At 41.1% G+C, this 22,014-nt stretch carries 25 protein-coding genes and 2 rRNA genes; 15 read left to right on the top strand and 12 right to left on the bottom strand.

Annotation, left to right across the window (positions count from 1 at the left end):
* Positions 1 to 291 precede the first annotated feature (291 nt).
* From F927_RS12755 to F927_RS12745, 3 genes are all read left to right on the top strand, one after another.
* Positions 292 to 3,182 (top strand): 23S ribosomal RNA (locus F927_RS12755).
* Positions 3,183 to 3,355: 173 nt separating this feature from the next.
* Positions 3,356 to 3,470: ribosomal RNA gene (rrf, locus tag F927_RS12750) — 5S ribosomal RNA — on the top strand.
* 405 nt (positions 3,471 to 3,875) lie between these two features.
* Positions 3,876 to 5,897, top strand: a complete 2,022-nt coding sequence (locus F927_RS12745) for an Ig-like domain-containing protein (RefSeq protein ID WP_017394457.1) — start codon at positions 3,876 to 3,878, stop codon at positions 5,895 to 5,897.
* Between the two features lie 79 nt (positions 5,898 to 5,976).
* Here F927_RS12745 and F927_RS12740 read toward each other — a convergent pair whose 3' ends face one another.
* Positions 5,977 to 6,312, bottom strand: a complete 336-nt coding sequence (locus tag F927_RS12740) for a protein tyrosine phosphatase family protein (protein ID WP_004637851.1) — start codon at positions 6,310 to 6,312, stop codon at positions 5,977 to 5,979.
* A gap of 123 nt (positions 6,313 to 6,435) precedes the next feature.
* Between F927_RS12740 and F927_RS12735 the strand changes: the two genes are divergently transcribed.
* From F927_RS12735 to F927_RS12720, 4 genes are read left to right on the top strand one after another with little or no spacing between them, the layout of a single operon-like run.
* Positions 6,436 to 7,332, top strand: a complete 897-nt coding sequence (locus tag F927_RS12735) for an alpha/beta hydrolase (protein WP_005085492.1) — start codon at positions 6,436 to 6,438, stop codon at positions 7,330 to 7,332.
* Complete coding sequence (gene trxC / locus F927_RS12730) at positions 7,332 to 7,769, top strand: thioredoxin TrxC (RefSeq protein WP_004637854.1); 438 nt, start codon at positions 7,332 to 7,334, stop codon at positions 7,767 to 7,769. Before F927_RS12735 ends, trxC begins: the two co-directional genes overlap by 1 nt.
* 1 nt (position 7,770) lies before the next feature.
* Positions 7,771 to 8,202, top strand: a complete 432-nt coding sequence (locus tag F927_RS12725; protein WP_004637855.1) for an acyl-CoA thioesterase — start codon at positions 7,771 to 7,773, stop codon at positions 8,200 to 8,202.
* A gap of 43 nt (positions 8,203 to 8,245) precedes the next feature.
* Complete coding sequence (locus F927_RS12720; protein ID WP_005085490.1) at positions 8,246 to 8,725, top strand: GAF domain-containing protein; 480 nt, start codon at positions 8,246 to 8,248, stop codon at positions 8,723 to 8,725.
* A gap of 54 nt (positions 8,726 to 8,779) precedes the next feature.
* On the opposite strand, the gene F927_RS12715 is transcribed toward F927_RS12720, so the two are convergent.
* From F927_RS12715 to F927_RS12705, 3 genes are all read right to left on the bottom strand, one after another.
* Positions 8,780 to 9,274 (bottom strand): nuclear transport factor 2 family protein, encoded by a 495-nt coding sequence (locus F927_RS12715; RefSeq protein WP_005085489.1) that lies wholly within the window; start codon positions 9,272 to 9,274, stop codon positions 8,780 to 8,782.
* A 74-nt stretch (positions 9,275 to 9,348) separates the two neighbouring features.
* The gene (locus F927_RS12710) at positions 9,349 to 9,843 is read right to left on the bottom strand and encodes a DUF4442 domain-containing protein (protein ID WP_005085486.1); all 495 of its coding nucleotides are present in this window, start codon (positions 9,841 to 9,843) and stop codon (positions 9,349 to 9,351) included.
* Positions 9,844 to 9,857: 14 nt separating this feature from the next.
* Entirely contained in the window at positions 9,858 to 10,346 is a 489-nt protein-coding gene (locus F927_RS12705) for a YajQ family cyclic di-GMP-binding protein (RefSeq protein WP_004637859.1), read from the bottom strand.
* 90 nt (positions 10,347 to 10,436) lie between these two features.
* On the opposite strand from F927_RS12705, the gene F927_RS12700 reads away from it, so the two are divergent.
* Entirely contained in the window at positions 10,437 to 10,751 is a 315-nt protein-coding gene (locus tag F927_RS12700) for a rhodanese-like domain-containing protein (protein ID WP_004637860.1), read from the top strand.
* Positions 10,752 to 10,838: 87 nt separating this feature from the next.
* On the opposite strand, the gene mnmC is transcribed toward F927_RS12700, so the two are convergent.
* Genes mnmC through F927_RS12680 form a run of 4 tightly spaced genes read right to left on the bottom strand, consistent with a single transcriptional unit; the run spans position 10,839 to position 14,117 of the window.
* Positions 10,839 to 12,746, bottom strand: coding sequence for a bifunctional tRNA (5-methylaminomethyl-2-thiouridine)(34)-methyltransferase MnmC2/FAD-dependent 5-carboxymethylaminomethyl-2-thiouridine(34) oxidoreductase MnmC1 (mnmC, locus tag F927_RS12695; protein WP_026057257.1), 1,908 nt, complete (start codon positions 12,744 to 12,746; stop codon positions 10,839 to 10,841).
* A 17-nt stretch (positions 12,747 to 12,763) separates the two neighbouring features.
* A complete protein-coding gene (locus F927_RS12690) occupies positions 12,764 to 13,177 on the bottom strand; it encodes an SH3 domain-containing protein (RefSeq protein ID WP_005085479.1) in 414 nt (137 codons plus the stop codon).
* Positions 13,178 to 13,180: 3 nt separating this feature from the next.
* Positions 13,181 to 13,483: a YciI family protein gene (locus tag F927_RS12685; protein WP_004637863.1), complete on the bottom strand. Its 303-nt coding sequence runs from the start codon at positions 13,481 to 13,483 to the stop codon at positions 13,181 to 13,183.
* A gap of 22 nt (positions 13,484 to 13,505) precedes the next feature.
* Complete coding sequence (locus F927_RS12680; RefSeq protein WP_004637864.1) at positions 13,506 to 14,117, bottom strand: inner membrane-spanning protein YciB; 612 nt, start codon at positions 14,115 to 14,117, stop codon at positions 13,506 to 13,508.
* 45 nt (positions 14,118 to 14,162) lie between these two features.
* Here F927_RS12680 and F927_RS12675 point away from each other — a divergent pair, with 45 nt between their 5' ends.
* Positions 14,163 to 15,038: a PHP domain-containing protein gene (locus F927_RS12675; protein WP_004637865.1), complete on the top strand. Its 876-nt coding sequence runs from the start codon at positions 14,163 to 14,165 to the stop codon at positions 15,036 to 15,038.
* Here F927_RS12675 and F927_RS12670 read toward each other — a convergent pair.
* Both F927_RS12670 and radC read right to left on the bottom strand, forming a co-directional pair.
* Positions 15,033 to 15,944 carry a bestrophin family protein gene (locus tag F927_RS12670; RefSeq protein ID WP_004637866.1) on the bottom strand — a complete coding sequence of 304 codons (912 nt, stop codon included), beginning with the start codon at positions 15,942 to 15,944 and terminating at the stop codon, positions 15,033 to 15,035. The genes F927_RS12675 and F927_RS12670 overlap by 6 nt on opposite strands.
* Before the next feature lie 44 nt (positions 15,945 to 15,988).
* The gene (radC, locus tag F927_RS12665; RefSeq protein WP_005085477.1) at positions 15,989 to 16,723 is read right to left on the bottom strand and encodes a RadC family protein; all 735 of its coding nucleotides are present in this window, start codon (positions 16,721 to 16,723) and stop codon (positions 15,989 to 15,991) included.
* A gap of 114 nt (positions 16,724 to 16,837) precedes the next feature.
* Here radC and coaBC point away from each other — a divergent pair, with 114 nt between their 5' ends.
* The 6 genes from coaBC to F927_RS12635 all read left to right on the top strand — a co-directional run bounded on the left by coaBC (position 16,838) and on the right by F927_RS12635 (position 21,206).
* Positions 16,838 to 18,091 (top strand): bifunctional phosphopantothenoylcysteine decarboxylase/phosphopantothenate--cysteine ligase CoaBC, encoded by a 1,254-nt coding sequence (gene coaBC / locus F927_RS12660; RefSeq protein WP_004637868.1) that lies wholly within the window; start codon positions 16,838 to 16,840, stop codon positions 18,089 to 18,091.
* Between the two features lie 156 nt (positions 18,092 to 18,247).
* Complete coding sequence (locus F927_RS12655) at positions 18,248 to 18,625, top strand: cytochrome b562 (RefSeq protein WP_017394705.1); 378 nt, start codon at positions 18,248 to 18,250, stop codon at positions 18,623 to 18,625.
* Positions 18,626 to 18,791: 166 nt separating this feature from the next.
* Complete coding sequence (locus tag F927_RS12650; RefSeq protein WP_005085475.1) at positions 18,792 to 19,637, top strand: methylated-DNA--[protein]-cysteine S-methyltransferase; 846 nt, start codon at positions 18,792 to 18,794, stop codon at positions 19,635 to 19,637.
* A complete protein-coding gene (locus F927_RS12645; RefSeq protein ID WP_005085474.1) occupies positions 19,624 to 20,361 on the top strand; it encodes a 2OG-Fe(II) oxygenase in 738 nt (245 codons plus the stop codon). Before F927_RS12650 ends, F927_RS12645 begins: the two co-directional genes overlap by 14 nt.
* 4 nt (positions 20,362 to 20,365) lie before the next feature.
* Positions 20,366 to 20,611: an Ada metal-binding domain-containing protein gene (locus F927_RS12640; RefSeq protein WP_005085473.1), complete on the top strand. Its 246-nt coding sequence runs from the start codon at positions 20,366 to 20,368 to the stop codon at positions 20,609 to 20,611.
* On the top strand, positions 20,598 to 21,206 hold the full coding sequence (locus tag F927_RS12635) for an alpha-ketoglutarate-dependent dioxygenase AlkB family protein (RefSeq protein ID WP_005085472.1): 609 nt from the start codon (positions 20,598 to 20,600) through the stop codon (positions 21,204 to 21,206). Before F927_RS12640 ends, F927_RS12635 begins: the two co-directional genes overlap by 14 nt.
* Positions 21,207 to 21,261: 55 nt before the next feature.
* Here F927_RS12635 and secB read toward each other — a convergent pair whose 3' ends face one another.
* Positions 21,262 to 21,720, bottom strand: coding sequence for a protein-export chaperone SecB (gene secB / locus F927_RS12630; protein ID WP_005085470.1), 459 nt, complete (start codon positions 21,718 to 21,720; stop codon positions 21,262 to 21,264).
* A 27-nt stretch (positions 21,721 to 21,747) separates the two neighbouring features.
* Positions 21,748 to 22,008 carry a glutaredoxin 3 gene (grxC, locus tag F927_RS12625; RefSeq protein WP_004637875.1) on the bottom strand — a complete coding sequence of 87 codons (261 nt, stop codon included), beginning with the start codon at positions 22,006 to 22,008 and terminating at the stop codon, positions 21,748 to 21,750.
* Positions 22,009 to 22,014 lie beyond the last annotated feature (6 nt).

Genomic DNA, 22,014 nt, shown 5'->3' with positions numbered 1-22,014 from the left:
TCTGTGATTTATCACAGTTTACTGCAAGCTGACGAGGCTGTAGTTAATCATTAACAGATTAGTAGAATTGAGTCTGAAATAAATTGTTCACTCAATTCATTCGAAAGAATGAAATTGAGAACTAGCAAAAACACTGAATCAAGCGTTTTGGTATATGAATTTAGATTGAAGCTGTACGGTGCTTAAGTGCACGAGGCAACAAACTGGATGAGAGCGATGTGAGTTGAAAAACAAACATAGCAATCTGTCCTAACCTTACTTGTAAGGGTTAGCGACTGTTTGGGGTTGTATAGTCAAGTAATTAAGTGCATGTGGTGGATGCCTTGGCAGTCAGAGGCGATGAAAGACGTGATAGCCTGCGAAAAGCTCCGGGGAGGCGGCAAATATCCTTTGATCCGGAGATATCTGAATGGGGGAACCCACCCGCTATAAGGCGGGTATCAATAACTGAATACATAGGTTATTGAAGCGAACGAGGGGAAGTGAAACATCTCAGTACCCTTAGGAAAAGAAATCAATTGAGATTCCCTTAGTAGCGGCGAGCGAACGGGGATCAGCCCATTAAGTTGTGTGTGTTCTAGTGGAACGCTCTGGGAAGTGCGAACGTAGAGGGTGATATTCCCGTACACGAAAGGGCACACACAATGATGACGAGTAGGGCGAGGCACGTGAAACCTTGTCTGAATATGGGGGGACCATCCTCCAAGGCTAAATACTCCTGACTGACCGATAGTGAACCAGTACCGTGAGGGAAAGGCGAAAAGAACCCCTGTGAGGGGAGTGAAATAGATCCTGAAACCGCATGCATACAAGCAGTGGGAGCACCTTCGTGGTGTGACTGCGTACCTTTTGTATAATGGGTCAGCGACTTATATTCAGTAGCGAGGTTAACCGAATAGGGGAGCCGTAGAGAAATCGAGTCTTAATAGGGCGTATAGTTGCTGGGTATAGACCCGAAACCAGGCGATCTATCCATGAGCAGGTTGAAGGTTGGGTAACACTAACTGGAGGACCGAACCCACTGTCGTTGAAAAGCCAGGGGATGACTTGTGGATAGGGGTGAAAGGCTAATCAAGCCTGGTGATAGCTGGTTCTCCCCGAAAGCTATTTAGGTAGCGCCTCGGACGAATACCATTGGGGGTAGAGCACTGTTTCGGCTAGGGGGTCATCCCGACTTACCAAACCGATGCAAACTCCGAATACCAATGAGTACTATCCGGGAGACAGACTGCGGGTGCTAACGTCCGTAGTCAAGAGGAAAACAATCCAGACCGCCAGCTAAGGCCCCAAAATCATAGTTAAGTGGGAAACGATGTGGGAAGGCATAGACAGCTAGGAGGTTGGCTTAGAAGCAGCCACCCTTTAAAGAAAGCGTAATAGCTCACTAGTCGAGTCGGCCTGCGCGGAAGATGTAACGGGGCTAAAACTATGTGCCGAAGCTGCGGATTTGACATTAGTCAAGTGGTAGGGGAGCGTTCTGTAAGCCGATGAAGGTGTATTGAGAAGTATGCTGGAGGTATCAGAAGTGCGAATGCTGACGTGAGTAACGACAAAACGGGTGAAAAACCCGTTCGCTGAAAGACCAAGGGTTCCAGTCCAACGTTAATCGGGGCTGGGTGAGTCGACCCCTAAGGCGAGGCCGAGAGGCGTAGTCGATGGGAAATTGGTTAATATTCCAATACTTCTGTGTAATGCGATGAGAGGACGGAGAAGGTTAAGTCAGCCTGGCGTTGGTTGTCCAGGTGGAAGACAGTAGGCATGCATCTTAGGCAAATCCGGGGTGCTCTATGCTGAGAGTCGATAGCAAGCTGTACTTGTACAGTGAAGTGGCTGATACCATGCTTCCAGGAAAAGTCTCTAAGCTTCAGTTACACAGGAATCGTACCCGAAACCGACACAGGTGGTCAGGTCGAGTAGACCAAAGCGCTTGAGAGAACTCTGCTGAAGGAACTAGGCAAAATGGTACCGTAACTTCGGGAGAAGGTACGCTGCTGACGGTGATGGGACTTGCTCCCTGAGCTATTGGCAGCCACAGAAACCAGGCCGCTGCAACTGTTTATTAAAAACATAGCACTCTGCAAACACGAAAGTGGACGTATAGGGTGTGATGCCTGCCCGGTGCTGGAAGGTTAATTGATGGGGTTAGCGTAAGCGAAGCTCTTGATCGAAGCCCCAGTAAACGGCGGCCGTAACTATAACGGTCCTAAGGTAGCGAAATTCCTTGTCGGGTAAGTTCCGACCTGCACGAATGGCATAATGATGGCGGCGCTGTCTCCAGCAGAGGCTCAGTGAAATCGAAATCGCTGTGAAGATGCAGTGTACCCGCGGCTAGACGGAAAGACCCCGTGAACCTTTACTGCAGCTTGACATTGAACTTTGACCTTACTTGTGTAGGATAGGTGGGAGGCTTTGAAGTTGGAACGCTAGTTCCAATGGAGCCGTCCTTGAAATACCACCCTGGTAATGTTGAGGTTCTAACTCTGTCCCGTTATCCGGGACGAGGACCATGTCTGGTGGGTAGTTTGACTGGGGCGGTCTCCTCCTAAAGAGTAACGGAGGAGTACGAAGGTGCGCTCAGCGTGGTCGGAAATCACGCGTAGAGTATAAAGGCAAAAGCGCGCTTAACTGCGAGACCCACAAGTCGAGCAGGTACGAAAGTAGGTCTTAGTGATCCGGTGGTTCTGTATGGAAGGGCCATCGCTCAACGGATAAAAGGTACTCTGGGGATAACAGGCTGATACCGCCCAAGAGTTCATATCGACGGCGGTGTTTGGCACCTCGATGTCGGCTCATCTCATCCTGGGGCTGAAGCAGGTCCCAAGGGTATGGCTGTTCGCCATTTAAAGAGGTACGCGAGCTGGGTTTAGAACGTCGTGAGACAGTTCGGTCCCTATCTACCGTGGGCGCTGGAAATTTGAGAGGATCTGCTCCTAGTACGAGAGGACCAGAGTGGACGAACCTCTGGTGTACCGGTTGTGACGCCAGTCGCATCGCCGGGTAGCTATGTTCGGAAGGGATAACCGCTGAAAGCATCTAAGCGGGAAGCCTACCTCAAGATAAGATTTCCCTAGGAATTTATTCCTCTAAAGAGCCGTTCGAGACTAGGACGTTGATAGGTTGGGTGTGGAAGCACGGTGACGTGTGAAGCTGACCAATACTAATTGCTCGTGAGGCTTGACTATACAACACCCAAACAGTTGTTGTATTCAAGATAAATTCAATACATAACTTGATTTAGTGTCAAAACTAGTTACAATACAGACCCAATTAACTAATCCGTTAATAACTCTTTCGGTACTAAGTGGCATGAACTTAATAAGTTCAAAAGTAAGACCACCCAAAGCCAAAACAGTTTGCTGGCGACAATAGCAAGAGTGAACCACCTGATCCCTTCCCGAACTCAGAAGTGAAACCTCTTCGCGCTGATGGTAGTGTGGCACTTGCCATGTGAGAGTAAGTCATCGCCAGCTTTTAAATTCAAACACCCCTAACCGTCAGGTTAGGGGTGTTTTTTATTGGGCGGAATTTTATATACTGCCTATTTAGTTTAAGAGCTTTATGCAATGACTTGGATCGTCGTAAAAAGCTTCTCTTTTCCATATGGGAGAGGTGGCGAATAAGCGGTTAGCAAAGGTATTATATTGGCAAAATAATTTTTGTAGTATGAATATGATCTTCACTGTATTTAAAACTAATAAAATAATTTGTGTTTATCAATTTTATCTAAAAGCTTGATCTACTTCTCTTTAATTTTTTTTACTCATTAATAAAGTATATTTACAGAAAATTAATATTATGGTTACATTAGGCATATTTTTATAATGAAAAAATCTTATTCCATAATGGGCTTTGATTGGGGATATAAAGGAATGACTATGAACAAAAAACAACTTACACTCAAGTTGTCTGTTATCAGTATGGCTATTTTACTTGCAAGCTGTGGTGGTGGTGGTAGTAAGGGGTACTATAATAACCAAGGAGGTGATTCTTCTACTAATCCAACTAATCCTGGTACAGGTGAAGAGGTAAAAGCAGTTAATATTGGTGCACTTGAATTATTAGATCAGAATAATATTCCAACAGTAGCAATAACCAGTGAAGGTGTGATTGCAAAAGTAAAAGTAACAGATCAGTCAAATAATGGTATTTCAGGTGCTTTAGTCACTTTCTCCGCAACTGGAGGGGTGATACTAGGTAGTTCAAATGGTGCTGTTTTAACAAATGCAGATGGATATGCAATTATTTCAGTTCGTCCAGAAAATATTAATATAACAGGTGCTTATCAAATTTCAGCATCTGCTGATTACAATGGTCTTTCAGTAGCGACATCGCCTAAAAACTTTTCTTTACAAGCGACAAATATTATTTTAAGTGACTTACAAGTAGCAGAAAACAATCTTGAGGTTGGTGGTACAACAAATGTTACTTTGAAATCATTAAATGCTACAACACTTTCACCACAGAATAATGTAAGTGTAACTTTTGATGCAACTTGCGGTACATTTGAACCAGCTACAGTGGTTTCTTCTAATCAAGGAAACATTGTAACTTCTTATAAAGCAATTGCGGCCAATGGCGAACTTTGTGAAAGTTCACAAACAATTGGTGTTAGCGGTCAGAACATTCCTCGCTTAGAAATACCTGTACAGATTGCGCAAATTAAGCCTGATTCATTGGTTTATACAACAACTAGTCCTGTTAATCTTGGTATTAAGAGTAGTGGATCTGCTGCTTCTGGACAGATTGAATTTACACTTTATGCAAATGGTTCTCCTGCAAAAGATAAAGAGGTTGAACTTAAAATTATTGATGCCCCTATAGATTTAGAATTCGTATCATTAGGGAATCGCGCTTCTAAAATCGTAAAAAGTGATTCTTCTGGTAAGGTACGTGTGAATTTGTATCCAGGTAATACTCCTGGCCCTGTAGAGATTCAAGCAACTTTAGTATCTGATAAAAACGTTTTTGTTCGATCTAAAGATGTTTCTGTTTCAAGTGGGCGAGTTACTCAAAATGCACTAAGTTTGTCTGTAACAAAGCAAGCCTTACGAACGGATATCGATGGTGATGTTTCGACGATTGTAGCCCGTATGGCTGATCGTTTGGGTAATCCAGTACCAGATGGTACGGTAATTAGTTTTGTTTCAGAGGGTGGGCGAATTGAACCGAGTTGTGCTTCAGTTAAGGGAGAATGTTCGGTTAGATTAATTACTCAAAATCCTCGTCCTATAAACAATCGTGTTACTGTATTAGCCTATGTGGAAGGTGATAAGGATTATATTGACGTTAATGGTGATCAACTATACACAGAAGGTGTTGATCAACTAACCCATAATATTGGTAGTATCTTCCGCGATGATAACGAAGATAATATACATAATGTGGGTGAGTTTATTTATACGAAAGCATCAGGTGCTTTAGCTTGTGCAGCTTCATCAATTTCGCAACCTAATGTTCCAAACACTTGTAATAATGGTTTGAGTGCTATTTTACGTCAGCAGCTTTTGTTTGCTTTCTCTCATGATACACCGACTTTTGTTTGGGGGAGTGGTATTGAACAAGATACTGGACGAATTTTATCTGGAAATGGAAGTTTTAAATTCCAAGTTTTTGGTAATACTCAGAAAACAGTACCGATGCCATCAGGAACTGGTGTCTCTGTTACTGTAAAAGATAACACTGAAAATAATAACTCATGTGAGGCAGAGATTATTAGTGGCTCGTTACCAGTACCGAGTACCATGCAATTATTTACACCAAATACATTTGGTAATGTTGGTAATGAGGTTGTTAGCTATACCGTTAGACTTCTTAAATGTGCGGCAGGAGATGATGTGAAATTAACAACAAATGTTCCTGGCGGTAAATCTCAAACTGTCTATTTAGAAATTAAATAGATATTAATTAAAAATTTAGACCAACTTACTAGCTAGTAAGTTGGTCTTTTTATTCGGATGGCTTAATTAATTTAAAATATTAATCATCCAACAAATCCATTTGTTTGGCGAGTTGATATAAATTGTTAGAGCGATTGCCAGTGCGGCAGAACATTAAGATTGGTTTTGGGAGTTCATTATAATGATTTGCGAATGCACGAACATCAAGTTCAGTAATCTGACCAGCAACGACAGGTTGATAAACATAATCTAATCCTGCATTACGCGCTGATTCTTCGATCTGAGCACTAGTTGGTTGTTCAGGACCACCTTCCATATCAGGACGGTTGTTAATAATAGATTTAAAGCCTTTTTCAACAACTTGTTCTACGTGTTCTGGGCCAATTTGACCTGCAAAACCTACATTCTCTGACATCTTGTCACTCCAAAAACAAACAAAACATTTTATGCTCTATCATAGCATTAAGCTTGATCTTGAGTTTAAATGTCTATAACAAATAAGTGATGTTCAGTAAAAAGATAATGAAATGGAGCGCGCATGCACACCTATACCGTTGAGCCGTTGTATGTTCCGAGTGGTGATGAAACAATTGCAGCAGATTTTTATCTTCCCAAATCTAACATTAAGCCAGCAGTTATTATCATGGCTCATGGATTTGCTGGTTTGCGTCAATTTAAATTAGTTCAATATGCACAGCGGTTTGCAAAAGCAGGATATGCGGTCATTTTATTTGATTATCGCTATTGGGGGGGGAGTACAGGAAAGCCTAGAGAGTTAGTCTCTTTAACTGCTCAGCTTGATGACTGGAAGACGATTGTTCAGTTTGCGTCAAATTGTAAGTTGATTGATAACAGACGAATCATTCTTTGGGGAACCTCTTTAAGTGGTGGATATGCCCTGAGTTTGGCCACGGATCTAAAAAATATTCAAGCTGTCATGGTACAAGTGCCTTATGTTGATGGTGCTGAAACCGCTAAACTTTATCCACTCCAGCGTTATCCCGAAGCGTTAAAGCGTTCTAGCCAAGATTATATGGGATCAAAAATGGGGTTAGTACCAAAGACATTACCTGTTGTAGACCAATATAAATTATGTTTTCTACCAACCTCTGATAGTTATTATGGCTATCATTCCATTGTGAATCCTGATTATTATTGGAGTGGGGAAGTTCCTGCTCGTGTTTTTTTTAATTTAATGCGTTATCGTCCTATTCAGTATGTACGCAAGATAAATATTCCAGTTTTATTCATTGCAGCAAAACAAGATAGTTTGATTCCCATCGCATCTAGTCGTGAAGCCGCAACCAATATCGCCCCTTTTGTGAGCTATCATGAGTGGGAAATGAAGCATTTTGATATTTATCATGGTTCTTGGTTTGAAAAAGCGGTCACAACCCAATTAGAATTTTTACATCAACATATTGGAGTGATGTGATGATTATTGTCTGTGCATCCTGTGGTGCAAAAAATCGTGTTCCTGAAGAAAAGCTAGCTGTTCATCCAAATTGTGGCCAATGTCATCAAGCCTTATTACCTTTAACGCCGATCGAGTTAAACGAACAAAATTTTAGTCATTTTATTAGCAATAATGATCTCCCTGTTTTGATTGATCTATGGGCTGAATGGTGTGGTCCTTGTAAAATGATGGCACCGCATTTTACTCAAGTTGCTAAGCAAAATCCTTATGTCATTTTTGCAAAAATTGATACTGAGGCAAATCCTCGTTTGAGTGCTGCATTTAATGTTCGTAGTATTCCAACACTGGTTTTAATGAATAAAACGACAGAGTTGGCAAGAATTAGTGGTGCTTTAAGGGCGCCAGAGTTACAACAATGGTTAGACCAACAATTACAACAACATCAAGGACATTAATATGACGGAGCGCCCAAACCAGCCTGAAGGAATTCTATCATTACAGACAATTGCAATGCCAGCTGATACCAACTGGAGCGGGGATGTGTTTGGTGGTTGGATTGTTTCACAGATGGATTTAGCCGGTGCCATTCACGTTGAGCGGTTTAGTAAAGGGCGTTGTGCAACCATTGCAATTAATCAGATGAGTTTTCTTGTTCCCGTGAAGGTGGGGAATGTTATTAGTTGTTATACCAAAATTTTGAAAGTGGGTAACACCTCAGTACAAGTCCAAATTGAAGTGTGGAATAGCCATGATGACTCTCGTGAACCTGTTCGTATTACGGAAGGCGTGTTTACTTTTGTGGCAGTTGACATAAAGGGTAATAAGCGTGTGATCGCCGAGGAGATTAAACAGGCTTTTGCAGCATTCGATAAAGCTAAGGTTTTGTGATTAGGAATGCGCTAAAAATATTATTTTATTTGGAATAAAGAGAATGGCTGAAGAATTAGTTTTACAGCAAGGTCATAAGGCCGAGCAATATCAAAGTATTATTCCGCAGATTCAGGCAATTGTTGAGGGTGAGTCTGATATGATCGCCAATCTTGCGAATATTTGTGCAGCGTTAAAACAACAATTTGATTGGCTGTGGATTGGCTTTTATCTTGTTAAACAAAATGAATTAGTATTGGGACCATTTCAAGGGCCGATCGCATGTACTCGTATAGCTAAAGGCCGTGGCGTGTGTGGCACTGCGTGGGAACAGCAGCAAGTAATGATTGTGCCTGATGTAGATCAGTTTCCAGGACACATTGCATGTAGCTCTGCTTCAAGATCAGAAATCGTGTTACCGATAATGAAGAATGGTGAATGTATTGGCGTTCTGGATATTGATAGTGAAGAGCTGAATCAATTTGATGAGATGGATGCCGAATATTTGCAGCAGTTAATGCTTATGATTGAAAAGATTGTGTAAGCGATTAAAAATAAGGCCAAAACTAGTTTTGGTCTTATTTTATTAGCACAAGGTCTAGAACATGGTATTTGAGTTCTTACTCTTTTCTGGAATATTTTGTATCACATCCCAATGCTCTACAATTTTTCCATTTTCCACACGGAATATATCAATAATCGCTCTGCCTCGATCACTATCATTTTCAGTAGAATGCACGTGAAGAACGACTAAATCTCCTTCAGCAATTACTTTCTTGATGACATTTTTTGCCTGAGGATTATTGCTAAATTTTTGCGTAAAGAAGTTTACAAAAGGCATTTTACCATCAGGTACATTAGGATTATGTTGGATATATTGATCACCAATATAACGATCTGCGTATGCTTTAACTTGATGTTTTAGAAAAACACCTTCATAGAAATCAACCACGATTTTCTTATTTTGTTCTGAGAGATTAACAGTATTTGTTAGCTCGGATGAACGGATATGCGGGGTGTTTGAAAGAACTGAAGTACAGGCGCTAATAACTGTCACGGAAAGTATAAGTGGAAGAAAATAAATTTTTTTCATAATAAGAAGCCCAAGAAATACAAGTGTATTTATCTTGGGCTGAAAACTAATCTCAAAGAAGTTTAGATCAGTTACTATTTTTTACGTTTTGGTAGCCATGCCCAAAGCATTTGGCATTGGATGGGCTCATTGCCAGAATCATCAATAACGGTCACGGGAATCAATAACTCGCCTTTTTCATTATCGGCGATAAACTTTTGTTGATCGGCTGATAATGTTGCTGTTGCAGTCAAACCACCTTGTGCCACTTTCAAATAATCTACATGTAACGATTTAATCAATAAAATACGATTATCGGGTACATGTAAGCCTGTTAAGAAGCCCGTTGCTGTTTCAGCCAATAATGCCATTGCAGCTGCATGAACGCCTTTAATATGATTTTGCATATTACGTTGGTTTTCGATACGAACTGTGACATGGTCTTTATCCACTTCTAAATAGCGAATATTTGCAGTTCCAACCATTGGAACAACACGACCAAAGGCTTTACTCCATAGTGTGCTACGGATGCTTTTCGGAAATTTAGAAGTGGTTTTAACCAGCGTATAAAGGCGGTTATCTTTTGCCATAGCGAACCTATTGCTTAGTCTTTGAAATTATTAAATTGCAGCGGTAGACCAAATTGCTGTTCACGTAAAAAGTTCATCACTTGCTGTAAAGTATCGCGCTTTTTGTCCGTGACACGGATTTTGTCTCCTTGGATAGAAGATTGCGCTTTGATGCCACTTTCTTTAATGGCTTTATTAATTTTTTTTGCAGTATCTGAGTCAAGTCCATCCTTAAGCTTGATCACTTGAACAACATGTTTGCCCGAAGCTGTTGCTTTTTGAGGATCTAAAGCTTGTACATCCACTTTACGCTTGTAGAAGTGATTTTCAAGCATGGTATAAACTTGCTCACATTGGAAGTCACTTTCAGTTGAGATTTTAATTTCTTTATTTTTCTCATTTAACTCAATCGAAACGTCTTGTCCGCGAAAGTCAAAACGAGTACCAATCTCTTTTTGTGTGTTTTGCACAGCATGATTGACTTCAAATAACTCTAATTCAGAAACAATATCAAAAGAAGGCATGGTTAGACCTTTACAAAGGGAAAGAATATCTGAGATGCTAAGGGGGTTTTCTTCATTTGCCAAGTGTTGTTTACATCAAAGGAGTGCACAATGATCCGTAAACAAGAAATTACAACATTTGAGTTCCCAGAAGGCGCTGTCATTTGGGATGTCCGAGATACCAAAGCGTATGCAGAGGCTCATGTTAAAGGGGCGATGAATCGTCCAATTGCTGAGTTAAATGCGGATAGTTTGACTCAAGTTGCAGCGGATCAGCCGATTTATATTCTATGTGGTGGTGGTAGTAAAGCACCACGTGCGGCAGAGTTGTTAGACGGGATTGATAGTTCTCGTGAATATGTGGTTCTCATGGGCGGAACACGTGCAGCACGTGATGCCGGCTTGCCTTTGGAGCAAGGTGCTTAAAAGAACCCTAAAATTTGCCAAGATACATTATGTATTTTGGCAAATTTAAAAAACAGATTTAAGTCATCGTTATATATGAATAATAATTTAACCTGAATAATACGGTTTTTTTACTTTAGCTTTCTTTTGAAAGCGTTGAGGATCGAGTTTACTCAATAAGCTTTGTGGTACAGGACAAAGTTCACCTAATACCAATGCCACCAAGATTTCACTGCATAATGGTGCAAATAAAAAACCTTTAGAACCTAAACCCGCAAACGTATAAATAGATGGATCGTTTTGTATCTTGCCTACCAACGGAAAGTAATCCAAAGTTTGTGCACGAACTGATGCTCGACCTTGCCAAGTATCTGTAGCGGAAAGTTGCTCTGCATATGTTGGAAAGATACTGTGGATAAGTTGGTAGTTATGCACATGATCTTCAAGCAAAACTTCAGTGTCATCACGATTCGGATAAAAGGATGCACCTAAGATCAATTGTGATGAATCCAATTGCATGCAATAGCCACCATAGCTATAGGCTTGTTCAAGAGATAATGCTTGATTGGTATTTTTAACCCAACTCACTTGCCCACGAATCGGTTTTAAAACAGGATAATGGTCAAACAATGCTGCGCTTTGTTTTGCGCAACAAACAATGACGTGATCGGCAGTGGCAAGGTGGTGTTGATCTTGCCATAGCTTAGTTTGTGTTCCTATGCTATTTAAGCGTGAAACTTTGGCTTTTTTCACAGCAATGTTGGGATGTTGTAAGATTTCATCACGGAGCTGATGTGGTGCCACGGCACCTGCTTGTTGTAACGTCAAACATGGGAATTCTGTTTGAGGCCTAATTTCATCCGATTCATGAGTCGTTAATACTTGGTCTGGATATTGTTCGGCTAGCTGCAACAGTTCATCTGGATTCTTTAAGGCCATTTGCTCAACTTGAATGGCTCGAAAAGCTTTGAAACGTGCATAAAAATTCAATGCATGCTGCCAGCTTAAGGTCATCAAATGTTCATGTGCCTGTTCGATTGGACATAATTTGGGGTTGAGTAAGGCAAGAGGATTACCAGATGCGCCTGAGAGTGGCTCATTTTGCTCGTAAATCGTGATTTGATGACCACGCTGGGCAAATGCCCATGCTGTGCTTAAACCCGCAATTCCTGCGCCGATAATTGCGATTTTCTGTTGTTTGGTGAACTGGGATATTTGATCATTCTGAGCACGAATGACTGTTTTTATTGAATCGATCGAATGTGTTTCCGAGGATGCTTGATCGAGCCAAATCGCTTTGAGCATTTCTCTTTTATGACCAAAACCACGTGGACGACTGATTTGAATACCATGTTGTTTCAGTCCTCGTTTGAGTACACCAGCTACACTAAAGGATGCAAAGGTCGTTCCAAAATCAGATAAACGTACAATATTATTCAGCACATTTTCTTGCCACATGTCTGGGTTACAAGAAGGCGCAAAACCATCTAGAAACCATGCATTAACAGCTTGTGTTTTAGGGATATTTGGGAAAATATCTTGTGCATCACCTAACCATAAATCGATGCTAAATCTTTCCTCTGGAAAGCTAAGACGATGACATCCGGCAATAGGTAGGGGATATTGTGCAATGAGCTTTTGTGCTAGAGGCGCTAACTCTGGCCAAGCATTCAGCGCTCGGATCAAATCAGTTCGGCGAAGCGGAAATTTTTCTACACTAATGACATGTAAATGGCTGTGGTTATTTGGACGAATCTGTTGCCAGAGTTGCCATAGGGTCAAGATATTCAATCCTGTACCAAAACCTGTTTCACCCACACAGAAATATTGATAATCGTTGAGTTGTGATAGGCGCTCGTTTAAATCATTGCCATTTAAAAATACATGGCGAGTTTCGAGTAAACCATTATCTTTGGAAAAGTAGACATCACCAAACTGTTTAGAAATGGGAAGATCAATACCATCGACCATTTCCCAATCCAATTCAGCGGTTTGTATTTTTGATGAGTGAGACATAAATTACAGTATTGTGTTTACCATTGACGGCGACGTTTGGTGTAAACATAGCTAGCAATAAAGAAGCCGAGAATGACACCTACCGCGATCGTCATAGCACCATACAGGAACATCTGAGCACTACGTTCACTTTGTAGTACTTGGACTTGCACTGTTAAATTATCATTTTTTAACTGCAATTCCTGATTTTGTGCAAGCGCTTCAAGATTGGCGTGTTCAAGCTGCTTTAAGCGATTGGCTTGATCTTGAACCAGCGCTTTTACTTTTGCTTCTTGCTGTTGTTTCGCTTTGGCAATTTGTTCTGCTGTGAGTGGTTTTGCAGTACTTTGTGTGGTAGCAGCGGTTGTAACTGCTGGTGTAGTTTCTACAGCCCAAATTGTAGTATTAAAGAGTAAACCTAGAGCGAATAAGCTTGGTAGTGCAATACGCATGATTTACCCTTTTGGAAAAGCTTTATTAAAAGGTTTTACGTCAATACTTGCGTAAATTCCTTCTTTTAAAAATGGTTCTTCTTCAATCCACACATCCAATGCTTCGCGGCTATCAAATTCAACAATAATCGTGCTGCCCAAAAAACCAGCCTGTGGATTATTTGGGTCGATTGGGTGAGCACCAGCAGCAATCAAACGTCCTTCATCATCTAGTTTTTGTAGGCGTTCTATATGTTGTGGGCGTGTTGCTAAACGTTTTTCTAAAGTACCTTCACGATCAGTACAGCTGAGTACGAAATAGGGCATAGCATTGGCTCAATAACGGAAATTAGGTGGTGGTTTTAAAATGCTTTCTCAAGCAAAATAGTATAACAGCAAGGTAACTGAGAGAAACGATAATATCGCCAAAAGCAGTGAATTCGCCCCAGTATTTTCCATCTAAAAATAAAAAGCCGAAAAAATAATGCAGACTCGCGAGTAAGAAGAATTGACCACACCATGCCCAGTTAAGATTCATCCAGCCTTTTTTACTGAGCTCCAATACTGAGCCAAGCATTTTCTGGATAATCGGCATACGTTCTTTGTTGAATAATGGGGTAATCAAAAAACCGAGACCAATTCCGACATTGATAATGACCGCTTTTAATTTGATATAGGTTACATCACTGAATGCTAAGGTAATACCACCAAAAATGACGGACATGACCACAATAAACCACTGCATTTTTTCCAATTTAAATTTTTGGAATAAAAATAAGCAGCCATACACCACCAATGTGGAAATAAGTAAGGCACAGGTTGCGACAAGAATGTGGTTTTGATCGGTATTGCCAGTACTGCCAACCAATTCCAACAATGGATGCTGACTATCTTTAGGGTCAGTGGTTTTATAAAAATAGAAGAAGATAATCAGAGGGAGATAGTCGAGCAACGCTTTCATGTTACAGTACAGTGATGAAATAGGTCAGATAGCATAATACAAACCATGTTCGGTGTCGATTTACATACACATACGCTCATTTCCGATGGAACCTACTCTCCTGAGCAATTGGTACAAGCCGCTGTGGATTTAAAAATTCATACTTTAGCGGTGACTGACCATGACACGATGGATGGTTTAACGCGGGCGCAGCGTTATCTTGATGAGCATGCTCAAGATCATGATATTCGGCTGATTTCAGGTGTAGAGGTATCAAGCCAATGGTCTAGACCAAATACCAAAAAGAGTTATGGGGTGCATATTGTCGCTTTGAATATGCAGGATGAAACCCCGATCAGGGAACTGCTGGAACAGCAGAAGAAAGTCCGTGCCGAACGTGCAAAAGTCATTTGTGATTTATTGGAAAAATGTATTGGTTTTGATATTTATCCTGAGGTGATCGCCAAAGTTGATGGACATGCGGATCGCGTGACACGAACACATATTGCCAAAACCTTGGTCGAAAAGAATATCGTGAGCCGCCCTCAACAAGCATTTGATCGCTTTCTCAAAGAAGGCAAAAAAGCATTTGTTAAGTTTGATGGCGTTGGATTAAAAGAAACCATCGATGTGATTCATGCCAGTCAGGGCTTTGCCGTGTTAGCACACCCAACACGTTATGATCTTTCTGCGACCAATATCCGCTATCTGATTGAGTTATTTGCTGCAAGTGGTGGTGATGCCGTTGAGTTGCCGCCAAGTATAGAACCAGCTTCGACTCGACAAATGGTGGATCGAATGATTCAGCAATGTGATTTAGCGGTATCGATTGGCAGTGATTTTCATGGAGACAATATGCCTTGGATTAAATTAGGACAAACACCTCGAGTTAAAGAAGGGCAACGAGGTGTTTGGGAGCAATTTAAATATCCAACATCATAATAAATTATGATCATGCGCCTGAATTGGCGGTGGGGTCGGGCGACCTAGAGTACCGAGTAGCTCGATTTCAATGTTACGTACCATTGCATCTAATGGTAAGTCATTGCTTTGTGTACCGAAAGGTTCCTCGATTTCGGTACTTAATGCATCCAAACCGAGAAAAGTATAAGCCAAGATTCCCACTAAAAGAGGCGTGACTAAGCCTAATAACGAGCCTAAGCTAAACGGTAACATGACACAGAAAAAATACACCGTCCGATTCAGCAAAACAGAATACGCAAATGGAATCGGGGTGTTCGCAATACGGTCGCAGCCTGTCTGCATTTCACTTAATGCTGCTACATGTTGATTCATTTGAGTATAAATAATATCTGTGATTTCGCCTTCTTTGAGTGCTTGTAAAAGCTCCCATTGGATTAAGCTAAGTGTGTACTGTGGCGCATTTTGTTGTTGATAGAGTTGAGTCAGCGCTTGCGGACTTAAACCACTTGTTTCAGTCAGCTCTGTAGGATTGGCAGTTTGATGACGTAAACGGTCACGTAAAACGTTGGCAAACACAATCACATTTTGGATTACACGTTCACGACGTGCTTGGGTTAGAACACGACAATCACGATCAAAATGCCGAGCCGTGGCAATTAATACACCCCACAGTTTACGTGCTTCCCACCAACGTTCATAACAAGCACTGTTCTTGAAACCAAGGAAAATCGAGAGTACAACGCCGATCAGGGTGAAGCCAACTAATGGAATTTCAGGAAAGCGGTATAAATTGACATACTCAATACCACCGATGATGGCTGAGACCAGCATAACAAAGCCGAGTGAGGGTAAAATTTTGGGTAAAATTGTCCCACGCCATGAGAACAAAACTCTAAAAATACTTGGCTGGTCACGAACAATCATGTTATTTGGATCATTAATTTTATCAGTTGATATTCTCGTTTGCTTTAACCTTTGTCAAGACCAGATTGCTTGATTTTAGTAGGGTTGAGTAGTTGTTGCTCAGAAAAAGAAAAATAGCTTTCAGGCGAAATAATAAAGTGATCGATCAGATGGATTTCAAGTAATTTACACGCTTGTTTGAGCTGTTGTGTAAGGTAAAGATCTTCAGTTGAAGGGTGAGAAATTCCATAGGGATGATTATGCGCAACCACGATTTGGCAGGCTTGTTGTTGTAATACATAACGCAGCGTTTGATTCAATGAAACACTACACGAATGATGTGAGCCAAAAAACAATTTCTTGAAATGTAACTTCCTTAACTCAGCATCTAAACACAGTACCGCAAAGACTTCTTGTTTTTCACCCATCAATTCATAGCGTAAATAGTCGAGTACCAGACTAGAGGTATCCAGACAAAGTCGTTGTTGTTGAAAATGATTGTTTAAATAGCGCCGTCCAAGTTCTTTTACTGCCATGAGCTGTGCATATTTAGTGGAGGCGATGCCATTGAATTGGGATAAATCTTCAAGTGAAGCATCAAAAATAGGATTCAGCCCACCAAAGTGTTGAATGAGGATGCGCGCTAGTTCAACTGCGGAATGTTGTTTAGAACCTGAGCGTAAAAAAATCGCAAGAAGTTCTGCATCGGATAAACTTTGAGCCCCTTGAAGTAATAAACGTTCTCTTGGTCGTTCTTGTTCAGGCCATGCTTTGATGGACTGCTTAATAGATTGATTCATTATTAAATTCACTTTGATTTTATTGTGTTTATGACTTTTTAAAAACCCATCACTTGGGTCTGATCGTATTTAATGCTATTGTGAGCGCCACTGCAACAGCAAGGTATCCTGTTTGTGAGCTTCGATCTTAGTGTTATTCCTCATAAAAACATTATATTGGCGGTTACGGGTGGCATTGCTGCCTATAAAAGTGCCATTTTGGTACGTCGTTTAAAAGACTTTGGTTTTGATGTCCGTGTGGTCATGACACATGGAGCACAAGCTTTTATTACGCCATTAACCTTTCAGGCACTTTCAGGTAATCCTGTACATACAGAGCTACTTGATCCAGAAGCTGAAGCAGGTATGGGACATATCGAATTGGCGCGTTGGGCAGATTTAGTGTTGGTCGCACCTGCAAGTTGTGACACGATCGCAAAATTTGCAAATGGTTTAGCTGATGATTTGCTCAGCACATTATATTTAGCAACTAAAGCACCTGTTTGGGTAGCACCTGCAATGAATCAACAGATGTGGGCGGCAAAAGCGACTCAGCGTAATTTACAAACTTTGGTTGAAGATGGCGTGCATGTCATTATGCCTGATGCAGGTGAGCAAGCTTGCGGTGATGTGGGTTTGGGACGTATGCCTGAACCAGAGGACTTGGCAAGACAAGTCGCTGCTTACTTCCATAAAGCACAACGTGCGATTGCGGAAAAGTTTGGTTTATTGGCAGGAAAACGTGTCACCATTACTGCGGGGCCAACGCGTGAAGCGATTGATCCTGTACGTTATATTTCAAATCATAGTACGGGTAAAATGGGCTTTGCTTTGGCAGCCGCATGCTATGCTGCAGGCGCAAAAGTAACGTTGGTGGCGGGGCCAGTCAGTTTAGATACCCCAAATGGTGTAGAGCGAATTAATGTAAAATCCGCAATGCAAATGCTAGATGCCAGTATGAATCAGCTCAAAGAAGGCTGCGATATCTTTATTGCGACTGCGGCAGTTGCGGATTATCGTGTGGCTGAAGTAGCTGAGCATAAAATCAAAAAAGCGGGTGATGAGCTGGCAGTATCGTTGGTGAAAAATCCTGATATTGTTGCGACGATTGCACAGCAACAACAGCGCCCATTTATGGTGGGCTTTGCTGCGGAAACACGTAATGTTGAAGAATATGCAGCAGGGAAGTTGGTTGCTAAAAAGCTCGATATGATTGCATGTAACGATGTTTCTCGCCCTGATATTGGTTTTGCTTCTGATGAAAATGCGATGACCGTATTCTTTGCACAATCCTATCATCTAGAGAAACGTGAGTTAGAGAAAGCGTCTAAGCAAGAAATATCACAACAATTGGTTGAAGCCATCCATGATGCGTTACTGCAAAAATAGAGTAACTTGATTTTGTCGTTTTATCAAAATGCAACGAAATCGTTGCATTTTTTATGTATGCTAAAACAGCATAGACATTTGAGCTTGTTGAGCTTAGGTGGTCGATGGATCTGCGTAAAACCGAGAATAGCCACAGTTTTTATTAGGGATATCCTGATGATGAAAAGAACTTTAGCCACAATCATTTTAGTATCGTCTTTTTCATTGAGCAGTGCTGTTATGGCTGCGAGCCTTGCAGATGATATGAAAACGCTTGGCAAAAATTATAAAGTGTTTAATCAAGCTAAAAATCCACAAGATGCAACGGCTGCATTAAATAATATGCGCGGTGCAGCTGTAAATTCAAAACAGTTTAAGCTGGCTGCACATACTTCTGACAAAGTGCCAAGCTCAACGGATTTATTTGAGCAAATTATTGTCGAAATTGATAAAGCAAAAGCGCTTGTTCAAGCTGGTAAGCTAGATGAAGCAAAGCAACAAGGCAAAAAAATTGCTACGTTACGTGACCAAGGGCATAAGTATTATTCGCATTAATTGATCAGTGGTAGGAATAATAGGATAAGGCTGTACTTAAAAAAGTGCAGCTTTTTTTATTTGAATTCAGCTGGTTAGTATTTAAAGCTAAGACTGAGCATGATTCAGATTTTCACTGAAAGACAAAGTTGCTACAGTGAAAACATGAATGATGAGAGGTGATGATATGTCCTCACAACAACGTAATTATGAGCGCATTGCTCAAGCGATTCAGTATATCCAGCAGAACTTTCAGCAACAGCCACAACTGGATGAGGTGGCCGCACATATTCACTTAAGCCCTGCTCATTTTCAGCGGTTATTTACGGATTGGGTCGGCACCAGTCCTAAGAAGTTTTTACAGTATATTAGTGTTGAATATGCCAAACAGATTTTGAAGCAGGAGCAGGGTAGTGTTTTTGATGCGACCTTTGCCACAGGATTGTCCAGTACCAGCCGCTTGCATGATTTATTTGTTCAGATAGAAGGCATGACTCCGGCCGAATATAAACATGGTGGTCAGAGTCTGACGATCCACTATCAATTCGCAGAGACTTTGTTTGGTGAAGTACTGATTGCATCGACGCATAAAGGGATTTGTGCATTAAGTTTTGTCGATGATCGTGCTGAGGCCTTAGCGCAGTTAAAGCTGCAATTTCCTCAAGCTGTCTTTATTGAGCAGATTGATGCTTTTCAACAGAGTGCTTTAGCTTTGTTTCAAAAAGACCAGCAGCAATTGGCTGAGATTAAACTGCACTTGAAAGGAACTGATTTTCAACTCAAGGTTTGGCAAAGTCTGCTTAAAATTCCGATGGGACAACTTGCGACTTATGGTGAGCTTGCAAAAGTGATTAATCATCCTAAAGCAGCCCGTGCGGTAGGATCGGCGATCGGCAGTAATCCTGTGGCATTTTTAATCCCATGCCATCGGGTAATTCAGTCAAGTGGTCTCTTTGGTGGTTATGAGTGGGGCAGCGTCCGTAAAACGGCGATTATTGGCTGGGAAGGTGTTCAAACACATGCAGCAATCTGAACTGACACAGATCCAAGCCGTGATCGATAAGATTCAAGCGCTGGATTGGGATGTTATCACTGAGCAAATACATCAACAGGGATTTGCCTTGATTAAGCAGATTTTATCGACTGAGCAATGTGATCTGCTCAAACAGCTATATTCGCAACCTGATCTATATCGTAAATCAGTTGAGATGCAACGCTATCGCTTTGGTTTGGGGGAATATAAATATTTTACTTATCCTTTACCAAATCTGATTGAACGGATACGCCATGAAGTTTATCCCCATCTGGTGCCGATAGCCAATGCATGGTTTAGGGTATTGAAATTAGAGCGCTCATTTCCATCCTCACATGCAGAATTTTTACAGCAATGTCATCAACATGGGCAAACGCTGGCAACGCCACTGATTTTGAAATATGGACAAGGTGGTTTTAATACACTTCATCAGGATTTATATGGTGAGGTCTATTTTCCTTTACAGCTGGTGATTGTATTAAGCCAGCCAAATGTGGATTTTACGGGAGGTGAATTGGTCTTCACTCAACAAATCCCTCGAGCTCAATCCAAGGTGATGGTGATGCAGCCAGAGCAAGGCGATATATTGGTTTTTACGACACAGTTTAAACCTGAAAAAGGCAGTCAGGGCTATTATCGGGTCAATATCAAACATGGCGTAAGTCCGATCCTGCAAGGTGAGCGTTATAGCCTCGGTATTATTTTCCATGATGCGATGAGTTAGTCTGATGTGGCGGCATAGTGAATTAGAGCAAACTGAGTTACATCTAAAATTAAAACAGCAGGAAATTCGGTTTGCAGGCAATGCTCAACTTAAAATTTATGGCAGATTGACCTGTACTTCGGGGAAGCGCATGCTAAAAAGTAATCGGGTGTTTTTTGCTGATGAGCATGAAGCAAGGGGACAAGGTTATCGCCCTTGTGGACATTGTATGAAGCAGGCCTATAAGAAGTGGAAAGATGCAACTTTTTGATATTGAAGCTGATCCAGAGCAGAATTATTTACCTTATGATGGTACGGTACAGTACTATGGCAAAGTGGTGCAAACAGCGGCGGCAGATCATTATTTTGAGGCATTGCTACATACAATTGCTTGGGAAAATGATCAAGCACTGATTTTTGGCAAACTATTCACCACCAAACGTAAAGTGGCTTGGTATGGTGATCGGCGGTTTGAATATACCTATTCCAACATGAATAAATATGCGTTGCCGTGGACAGTTGAACTCATCGAGCTCAAAGCACTGGTTGAAACGTTAACAGGCGAAACATTCAACTCTTGTCTACTCAATCTTTACCATTCTGGTGAGGAGGGAATGGCATGGCATAGTGATGGTGAAACAGATCTGAAAAAAAATGGTGCGATTGCCTCATTAAGCTTTGGGGCAGAACGAAAATTCGCGTTTAAACATAAACAAAGTAAAGAAAAAGTAGAACTATATTTAGAGCATGGTAGTTTATTGGTCATGAAAGATGTGACACAAACGCATTGGCTACATCGTTTACCGCCCACTAAAAAAGTCAGTACTGCAAGGATAAACCTGACTTTTAGAACTATTGTGGGGTGAATATAAAAAGGGACTGAAAAAATCAGTCCCTTTTTATAAGTAAGCTTAAGTTTGATTAAGCTTGACCTTCCGCATCAGCATTTGCTTGTAGGCGTTGCATATTTGCTTCAAACTCAGCATCAAAGTTAATTGGTGTAAGAAGCAATTGTGGGAAGCTGCCCTTTGTTACTAAATCATTTACTGCTTCACGTAAGAACGGGAACAGAATGTTTGGGCAATAAGCGCCAAGAATGTATGGAAGACGATCTTCTTCTACACCATCAATCAAGAAAATACCTGATTGAGTTACATCAACGATGAACGCAGTTTCATTTTCGTTGTTCGCTTGAACCACAACTTTCAAAGACACTTCATAATGTGTTGGATCAATTTTCTCTGCTGCAGAAGATAAATTGATATTAAGTTCAGGCTGCCATTGTTTAGTAAATACTTGTGCACCTGGAACTTCAAATGAAATATCTTTTGTGTAGATACGTTCTAACGCGAGTTGTGGTTGAACTTGTTCTTCGCTCATTGTTTTTCCTTAAATTTTGGAGTGTAGTTAAGCCAATAATGAATCGAGTTTACCTTCACGCTCTAAAGCATAAAGTTGGTCGAAACCGCCAATAAACTGGTCTTTGATAAAAATTTGTGGCACGGTACGATGATTGGTACGTTGCATTAACTCAATACGAACTTCCGGCGCTTCATTGGAAAGATTAATTTCTTTATAAGCAACACCCTTACGTTCCAGCAATTGTTTCGCACGGACACAATATGGACAAGAAAGTGTTGAATAGATCGTGACGTTTGGAGTTGTCATCTGTCT

This window comes from Acinetobacter haemolyticus CIP 64.3 = MTCC 9819 (genome assembly GCF_000369065.1).
Lineage (GTDB): Bacteria > Pseudomonadota > Gammaproteobacteria > Pseudomonadales > Moraxellaceae > Acinetobacter > Acinetobacter haemolyticus.
Note: the sequence above shows the minus strand (reverse complement) of the source record. Positions and strands in the feature narration are given on the sequence as shown.

Bases quoted from the DNA above. Each gene is read 5' to 3' on its own strand.
- F927_RS12745 (WP_017394457.1), top strand. From the start codon at position 3,876: ATGAACAAAAAACAACTTACACTCAAGTTGTCTGTTATCAGTATGGCT.
- F927_RS12740 (WP_004637851.1), bottom strand. From the start codon at position 6,312: ATGTCAGAGAATGTAGGTTTTGCAGGTCAAATTGGCCCAGAACACGTA.
- F927_RS12735 (WP_005085492.1), top strand. From the start codon at position 6,436: ATGCACACCTATACCGTTGAGCCGTTGTATGTTCCGAGTGGTGATGAA.
- trxC (WP_004637854.1), top strand. From the start codon at position 7,332: ATGATTATTGTCTGTGCATCCTGTGGTGCAAAAAATCGTGTTCCTGAA.
- F927_RS12725 (WP_004637855.1), top strand. From the start codon at position 7,771: ATGACGGAGCGCCCAAACCAGCCTGAAGGAATTCTATCATTACAGACA.
- F927_RS12720 (WP_005085490.1), top strand. From the start codon at position 8,246: ATGGCTGAAGAATTAGTTTTACAGCAAGGTCATAAGGCCGAGCAATAT.
- F927_RS12715 (WP_005085489.1), bottom strand. From the start codon at position 9,274: ATGAAAAAAATTTATTTTCTTCCACTTATACTTTCCGTGACAGTTATT.
- F927_RS12710 (WP_005085486.1), bottom strand. From the start codon at position 9,843: ATGGCAAAAGATAACCGCCTTTATACGCTGGTTAAAACCACTTCTAAA.
- F927_RS12705 (WP_004637859.1), bottom strand. From the start codon at position 10,346: ATGCCTTCTTTTGATATTGTTTCTGAATTAGAGTTATTTGAAGTCAAT.
- F927_RS12700 (WP_004637860.1), top strand. From the start codon at position 10,437: ATGATCCGTAAACAAGAAATTACAACATTTGAGTTCCCAGAAGGCGCT.
- mnmC (WP_026057257.1), bottom strand. From the start codon at position 12,746: ATGTCTCACTCATCAAAAATACAAACCGCTGAATTGGATTGGGAAATG.
- F927_RS12690 (WP_005085479.1), bottom strand. From the start codon at position 13,177: ATGCGTATTGCACTACCAAGCTTATTCGCTCTAGGTTTACTCTTTAAT.
- F927_RS12685 (WP_004637863.1), bottom strand. From the start codon at position 13,483: ATGCCCTATTTCGTACTCAGCTGTACTGATCGTGAAGGTACTTTAGAA.
- F927_RS12680 (WP_004637864.1), bottom strand. From the start codon at position 14,117: ATGAAAGCGTTGCTCGACTATCTCCCTCTGATTATCTTCTTCTATTTT.
- F927_RS12675 (WP_004637865.1), top strand. From the start codon at position 14,163: ATGTTCGGTGTCGATTTACATACACATACGCTCATTTCCGATGGAACC.
- F927_RS12670 (WP_004637866.1), bottom strand. From the start codon at position 15,944: ATGATTGTTCGTGACCAGCCAAGTATTTTTAGAGTTTTGTTCTCATGG.
- radC (WP_005085477.1), bottom strand. From the start codon at position 16,723: ATGAATCAATCTATTAAGCAGTCCATCAAAGCATGGCCTGAACAAGAA.
- F927_RS12655 (WP_017394705.1), top strand. From the start codon at position 18,248: ATGATGAAAAGAACTTTAGCCACAATCATTTTAGTATCGTCTTTTTCA.
- F927_RS12650 (WP_005085475.1), top strand. From the start codon at position 18,792: ATGTCCTCACAACAACGTAATTATGAGCGCATTGCTCAAGCGATTCAG.
- F927_RS12645 (WP_005085474.1), top strand. From the start codon at position 19,624: ATGCAGCAATCTGAACTGACACAGATCCAAGCCGTGATCGATAAGATT.
- F927_RS12640 (WP_005085473.1), top strand. From the start codon at position 20,366: ATGTGGCGGCATAGTGAATTAGAGCAAACTGAGTTACATCTAAAATTA.
- F927_RS12635 (WP_005085472.1), top strand. From the start codon at position 20,598: ATGCAACTTTTTGATATTGAAGCTGATCCAGAGCAGAATTATTTACCT.
- secB (WP_005085470.1), bottom strand. From the start codon at position 21,720: ATGAGCGAAGAACAAGTTCAACCACAACTCGCGTTAGAACGTATCTAC.
- grxC (WP_004637875.1), bottom strand. From the start codon at position 22,008: ATGACAACTCCAAACGTCACGATCTATTCAACACTTTCTTGTCCATAT.